This is a genomic window from Moraxella sp. RCAD0137, from assembly GCF_002894025.1.
In the GTDB taxonomy this organism is placed as follows: Bacteria; Pseudomonadota; Gammaproteobacteria; order Pseudomonadales; family Moraxellaceae; genus Moraxella; species Moraxella porci.
In genome coordinates, this window is record NZ_LTCC01000018.1 from 23,662 (window position 1) to 30,241 (window position 6,580).

Consider the following 6,580-nt stretch of genomic DNA (forward strand, 5'->3'; position numbering starts at 1 on the left):
CATGAGATTGCAAAATCTACTACCCAACTGGGTTTTGCAATTCATCGACTCACCTCGCACCGCCATCCCTGAAGTCTATGCAGGACTGATGATGGCGGTGCTTGTCATTCCCCAAAGCCTAGGCTATGCTGCCCTAGCAGGCTTGCCACCCATCATGGGTCTGTATGCGTCCATCGTACCTGTGATGGTTTATGCTTATATCGGCTCAAGCAGTGTCTCAGCCGTTGGGCCTGTCGCCATCACCGCCATCATGACCGCTGGTGCTTTATCAAACTATGCCACGGGTAGCTTGCAGTATGTTTCACTTGCCACCACCTTGGCATTGATGGTTGGGGTGATTTTGTGGCTGGGCAGCCTGATTCGCTTGGGCTGGATCATGCAGTTCGTCAGTCGTGGTGTGGCAGCAGGCTTTATCAGCGGCTCAGCGGTGCTGATTATCATCAGTCAGTTTAAGAATCTGCTGGGCATCAATATCAATACCGATAGCCTGATTTCACTGACGACCAGCATCTATCAAAATACTCAGCCGATTCATCAGCTCACCTTGGCGATTGGACTTGGGGCGTTGGCATTGCTCATCATCAGTCGCTATGGCGAGCGGTGGGTGTGGGGTTGGCTACCGACACGGCTGATGGGCTTTGGCAATCGGCTGTTTGTGATTCTTTTGGTTACCTGTAGCATTTATTTGAGCGTGCAGTATCAGCTTGGCGAGCTTGGAGTGCGAGTGTTGGATGCACCACCGGCAGGCCTTATGATGCCAAAACTGCCGATATTTGGCATCAATACGCTCATTGAGCTGTTGCCATCAGCATTATTGATTGCCTTGATTGCTTTTATCTCAAGTAGCACCATCTCAGCACAATATGCCAGAGTGCGTGGCGAATCGTATGATGCCAGCCAAGAGATGAAAGGGCTTGGTTTTGCCAATATCGCAAGTGGACTGTTTGGTGGCTTTGTGGTGGCAGGTGGGATTTCTCGCACCAGTCTCAACTTATCGGTGGGCGCCAATTCGCCTTTGGCATCGCTCATTTGTGCTGTTGGTATCTTATTGATTTTATTGTTTTTTGGTCAGTATTTGGCAGGACTGCCTTATGTCATTTTGTCGGCGGTGATTATCAGCTCAGTCTTTAGTATGATTGATACCAAGACACTGATGGATGCGTGGCGATACGATCAAGCGGATGCTTTATGCTTTGTATTGACTTTTGGTACGGCGATCATCTTTGGGCTCAATGTTGGCTTGGTGGTTGGTCTGCTTGCCAGTTTTGCGATGATGGTATATCGCACACACCAAGTGCATATCGCCGTGTTGGGACGAGTGGGCGACAGCGAGCATTTTCGCAATATCCATCGGCATACGGCGACGACTTATACAGGCTTGCTGTTATTACGCATCGATGAGAGTCTGTATTTTGGTAATGCCCAAACCGTGCACGCACAGCTGACTCGGCTGATGGCGGATGAGACGATTGATGATATTGTACTGATTATGACAGCGGTGAATCATGTCGATTTATCCGCCCAAGAGATGCTTTATGACTTTAATCAAGAATGTATCAAAGCAGCTAAGCGGCTGCACTTTGCCGAAATCAAAGGCCCTGTGATGGATGTGCTTAGGCATAGTGCGGTGATTGAACAGCTGTCAGGGCAGGTATTTTTGAGTGTCAATCAGGCGGTGGCATCGCTCAAACACTCATAAGCTTATGCCAAATCAAGATTGCAAAGCGATTGGGATTTCGCTAATATATTCAAAAATTGAAAATCACATAGATTATAAAGTCATTTTTGGAATATTTATTTGCGGAAAATTGCCATGTCTCATCACGCCATCACACTGTATAAGCAAATCCACCCAAGCCAATGCCAAACCCTTGCCAATCTTGGCTTCAAAAGCCTGATTAACTTACGCTTTGATGATGAAATTGAGCATCAGCCAAGCCATAAGAGCATTCAGCACAGTGCCGAAGCTGTGGGTATTTGCTATGCACATCTGCCGATTGATGGCTCAGAATGTGTAGATAAGGCAAAAGTGGCAAGCTTTGCTCGGCTAATCAATGAGCTACCTAAGCCTGTGATGGTGTTTTGTGGAACAGGCGCACGAGCCAAACGCTTGTATCAGTGTGCTTTGATCTCTGGACTGATATGATTGTTCAAAAAAATGCCTGCATCCCACAAGATGACAGGCATTTTTTTGGGCATGGATATGATGCTAAAATGGCACATCACTTTGCCAATCCATCCATACGCCATGCGTGGGGTGCTTTAGGCGTAGTTTGTGGGCGTGTAGGTTAAGTCGTGGCGAGAGTGCCAAGGCAGTATCTTCGGCATAAATCGGATCGCCAATCATCACATGGCCGATATGCACCATATGCACTCGAAGCTGATGACTGCGGCCTGTGATGGGCTTTAACGCCACTCGAGTGACTGGGTGCGATTTGCCCGTGCTGTCTTGGCGTAGTTCGTGATGCAGTACTTCATAGTGTGTCAAGGCGCGCTTATCCCAATGCATATCTACGATGTGTCGCGGCTTGGTTGATGGCTCATAGCGAACTGGCACATCGATGACGCCTTTTTTATCATCCATCACGATGCTGCCTATGACCACCGCTTGATATTCTTTTTGGGGAATGCGGTCAATGAACTGCTTGCTGATATGCGTCTGTGCATCACTGTGCTTGGCAAAGATAATCAAGCCTGATGTGTCCATATCTAGTCTGTGGATGAGCTTGACTTCAGGGTTCACTCGTAGCAGTCGAGATTGCAAGCTGACCTTGAGTAGTCGCCCATCGACGCTCAATAGTCCAGCAGGCTTATCCAGTACCCAAATATCATCATCTTCATAAATGGTGATGGATTTGACAAAATCTTGAAAAAATTCAATCGGTTGGCTATTTTCACGCTCATTCATCTGAGCGATATCAGCATCAGTTAGGGTCATAATCAGTTCAATCAATCGGTATCTTTGATAAATTCAATCGCCGCCATCAAGCCTTTGGCGATAAAGCCTGTTATTATAGCATGACTGATGCCAAAAGGCGTGTTTTCATCACAGGTGGCGGTAGGGCTTGAAATTTATCGCCATCATGACCATCTATGTGCTATACCCAATATATTTTTTGAATTTTTTTTGAAAAGGTAGAAAATTATGTCAATCGTAAATGCAACCGATGCCAGCTTTGATGCTGAAGTTCTAGGTTCTGATGAAGTGGTTTTGGTCGATTTTTGGGCAACTTGGTGTGGTCCATGCCGTCAAATCGCCCCAATCCTAGAAGAGCTTGCTGATGATTATGCCGGCAAAGTCAAAATCGTCAAAGTCGATGTCGATGCCAACCCAGAATCGGCAGCGCGTTTTGGCATCCGCAGCATCCCAACGCTATTTGTTTTCAAAGGCGGTGAGCGTGTTGAAGCGGTCGTTGGCGGCCGTCCAAAATCAGAATTTGCAGCACTGCTAGATAAGCATCTGTAATCCATCTGCTAAGATTTGCCCGATTTGATCATCAAGTCGGGTTTTTCATTGGCTGCTAATCAGTGATCCTTTGGTCAGCATAGGCAGGCTTTCTTGATTTCGCCTTTTTATGCACAAATGCTTGACAACGCCGTGATTTACCCTTAATATGATGCCACCTGCAATCCCCTTCTTTCGATTGCATTTTTTCTTTTTTTATCCCAAGCCATTCATCAATCCGCACCAATCTGGATGCGTTACTCTTACACGCTACCTATCTATGAATCTAACCGAATTAAAACGAAAATCCGTTGGCGAACTGCTTGCCATCGCTGAAGCCATGGGTCTTGATAATATGGCTCGTAGCCGCAAACAAGACATCATTTTTGCCATCCTAAAGACACACGCACGCAACGGCGAAGCCATCTATGGTGATGGCGTCCTTGAGATTTTGCCTGACGGCTTTGGTTTTTTGCGTTCATCCGAAGGCTCATATTTAGCTGGTCCTGATGACATCTATGTCAGCCCAAGCCAAATCCGCCGCTTTAACCTACAAACGGGCGATTCTATCGCAGGTCAGATCCGCCCGCCCAAGGATTCTGAGCGTTATTTTGCACTACTTAAGGTCAGCGAAATCAACTTTGACACCCCTGATCGCAGCCGTCACAAGCTGATTTTTGAAAACTTGACACCGCTATTCCCAACCGAACAGCTAGTACTTGAGACGGGTAACGGCACAACCGAAGATTTAACTGGTCGTATCATTGACTTAATTGCCCCAATCGGCAAAGGTCAGCGCTCCATCATCGTCGCCCCACCCAAGGCAGGTAAGACGGTGCTGCTACAAACCATCGCCCAATCCATCACACGCAATCATCCAGAGTGCTATCTGATTGTCCTGCTGATCGATGAACGCCCAGAAGAAGTCACCGAGATGCAGCGTACTGTGCGTGGTGAAGTTGTCGCATCGACCTTTGATGAGCCGCCGCAGCGCCATATTCAGGTCGCTGAGATGGTCATCGAAAAAGCCAAGCGACTCGTTGAACACAAACAAGATGTCATCATCCTGCTAGACTCCATCACTCGTCTAGCTCGTGCTTATAATACTGTGATTCCCTCGTCAGGCAAAGTACTCACTGGTGGCGTTGATGCCAATGCACTAGAGCGTCCGAAGCGTTTTTTTGGTGCGGCGCGTAATGTCGAAGAAGGTGGCAGTCTGACCATCATCTCAACAGCACTGATTGACACTGGCTCGAAGATGGACAGCGTGATTTTTGAAGAATTTAAAGGCACAGGCAACCAAGAAATCACCCTTGAGCGTGATTTGGCGGAACGTCGCATCTTCCCTGCAATTAATATCAAAAAATCCAGCACACGCCGTGAAGAACGCCTACTTGACGAAGACACCCTGCGTCGCGTGTGGATTTTGCGTAAGCTGATGCAGCCAATGGATGACTCACAAGCCACCGAATTTTTGCTTGAGCGACTCAAAGATTCTAAGACCAACGAAGAGTTCTTTGAGCAGATGATCAAAAAAGCCCAAAGCTAAATTGTTGGGTATATCAGCTTTGGCATTATTTAGAAAGCAACATATGTTCACAAATTTACAAAATTTACTGTCATATGATTGTAATATGAAAAAATATGTGCTAACATAACCGCATCACCGAAAGCTTAACGCAATTTTATTGCTGCTTGCTTAAGTGGCAAAGCAGATTTTCTGATATATTTTGTTACATATTTGTGGTTATTTTGAACAAATTATCTTTTTATCTGTGCTAAATTGTTGTATACTGATACGAATTTGTATCGACCTATGGACGGATCGTTGGTTTTATCAAAAAAACCCAACTTCTATCTGTAGGTATTTTTTGTCAAATATCCACCCAATTGGAGATTATCATGCAAACTAAACTAATCGCATCTGCACTAATCGCTGCTCTAGCTCTAACTGCTTGCTCAAAGCCAGCTGAAGAAGCTCCAGAAGCTGCTGCACAAGCTACCCAAGCTGCTGCTGACGCACAAGCTGCTGCAAACACTGCACCTGCAGATTCAACTGCACAAGCTGCTGCTGACACTGCTGCACAAGCTGCTGACACTGCAAACCAAGCTGCTGCTGACGCAGTTGCTCAAGAAGCTGCTGGTAACACTGTAGCTGCAGAACAAGCTGAAGCTACTGCTGAAAACGCACAAGCTGCTGCTGAACAAGCTGCTGACGCTGCTGTTGACGCTGCTGACGGCGCTGCTGCTGCAGGTACTGCTACTGCAACTACTACTGAAACCAAATAATTGTTTGCAGCACTCGCTGCATCATTATCGGTTAATCAAAGAGAATCCTTTTGGGTTCTCTTTTTTTTGTTGGCGGGTTTGATAAATGCGTAAGTAAAAGGCTACATTTTTTTACTTGGCTGATCAGCGATTTTTGCTACAATCAAAACAAGTCGCTGACTGTCTCAGCGATGGATCCAACAACAAGCATAAGGAATCTGTCATGGCTAAAATCTACACCACCACCGCATCCGTCGTTGGCGCTCGCAACGGCACCGCCAAATTATCTGATGATGACAAAACCTATAACATGGTCTCACCAGGCTCAAAAGAAGATGGCAATAATCCAGAGCAGTTTTTCGCCATGGGCTATGCTGCCTGCTTTGATGGGGCATTGGGTTTGGTCAAAAAAGCCGCTGGCAAAAGCTTTGATAGCGAAGTCCAAGTCACCATCGATCTGAATAAAGAAGGTGATGACAAGTTCTTCTTGACTGGCGCAATTCATGTCGTCGCCACCAACACCGACATCAGCGAAGATGAGCTACTGGACTTGGTCGAAAAAACTCACACCGTCTGTCCGTACTCAAAAGCCGTGGCAGGCAATGTTGAGATGGCACTAAGCGCCTCTGTCGCTTAAATCATCGGCGCTTGATACAAAAAAACACCCAAGCATTGAACCGCACCCCAAAAGTTAGACAACCTTTGGGGTGTTTTTATGACCAAATACACAATGGACTTTAAACTTGGGTGGTGTTTCAAAAAGTATGCTGACATTAAATGAAGCCATTATTGATGTAAAAAAAGGTTAAGTCGAAAGCTTTAAAATGGTTTTCAATCTTTTTTGAAAAATTACAACTCCTTCTAAAA

7 protein-coding genes and 1 pseudogene are annotated in these 6,580 nt (G+C 46.1%); 6 read left to right on the plus strand and 2 right to left on the minus strand.

Annotated elements, in window-relative coordinates:
* Position 1 precedes the first annotated feature (1 nt).
* Together AZ602_RS09140 and AZ602_RS09145 are read left to right on the plus strand one after the other, a co-directional pair.
* The gene (locus tag AZ602_RS09140) at positions 2 to 1,699 is read left to right on the plus strand and encodes a SulP family inorganic anion transporter (RefSeq protein WP_103034634.1); all 1,698 of its coding nucleotides are present in this window, start codon (positions 2 to 4) and stop codon (positions 1,697 to 1,699) included.
* A gap of 114 nt (positions 1,700 to 1,813) precedes the next feature.
* Positions 1,814 to 2,146, plus strand: coding sequence for a beta-lactamase hydrolase domain-containing protein (locus AZ602_RS09145; protein WP_103034635.1), 333 nt, complete (start codon positions 1,814 to 1,816; stop codon positions 2,144 to 2,146).
* A 63-nt stretch (positions 2,147 to 2,209) separates the two neighbouring features.
* Here the strand turns inward: AZ602_RS09145 and AZ602_RS09150 are convergent, their stop codons facing one another.
* Entirely contained in the window at positions 2,210 to 2,938 is a 729-nt protein-coding gene (locus AZ602_RS09150) for an RluA family pseudouridine synthase (protein ID WP_103034636.1), read from the minus strand.
* Positions 2,939 to 3,145: 207 nt separating this feature from the next.
* Between AZ602_RS09150 and trxA the strand changes: the two genes are divergently transcribed.
* From trxA to AZ602_RS09170, 4 genes are all read left to right on the plus strand, one after another.
* Positions 3,146 to 3,466, plus strand: coding sequence for a thioredoxin (trxA, locus tag AZ602_RS09155; protein ID WP_078317257.1), 321 nt, complete (start codon positions 3,146 to 3,148; stop codon positions 3,464 to 3,466).
* 259 nt (positions 3,467 to 3,725) lie between these two features.
* Positions 3,726 to 4,994, plus strand: a complete 1,269-nt coding sequence (gene rho / locus AZ602_RS09160) for a transcription termination factor Rho (RefSeq protein ID WP_078317258.1) — start codon at positions 3,726 to 3,728, stop codon at positions 4,992 to 4,994.
* Between the two features lie 353 nt (positions 4,995 to 5,347).
* Entirely contained in the window at positions 5,348 to 5,734 is a 387-nt protein-coding gene (locus AZ602_RS09165; RefSeq protein ID WP_078317259.1) for a hypothetical protein, read from the plus strand.
* 202 nt (positions 5,735 to 5,936) lie between these two features.
* Positions 5,937 to 6,350 (plus strand): Ohr family peroxiredoxin, encoded by a 414-nt coding sequence (locus AZ602_RS09170; protein WP_103034640.1) that lies wholly within the window; start codon positions 5,937 to 5,939, stop codon positions 6,348 to 6,350.
* 136 nt (positions 6,351 to 6,486) lie between these two features.
* Here the strand turns inward: AZ602_RS09170 and AZ602_RS09175 are convergent.
* Positions 6,487 to 6,580, minus strand: a pseudogene (locus AZ602_RS09175) (IS1 family transposase); the annotation flags it as partial.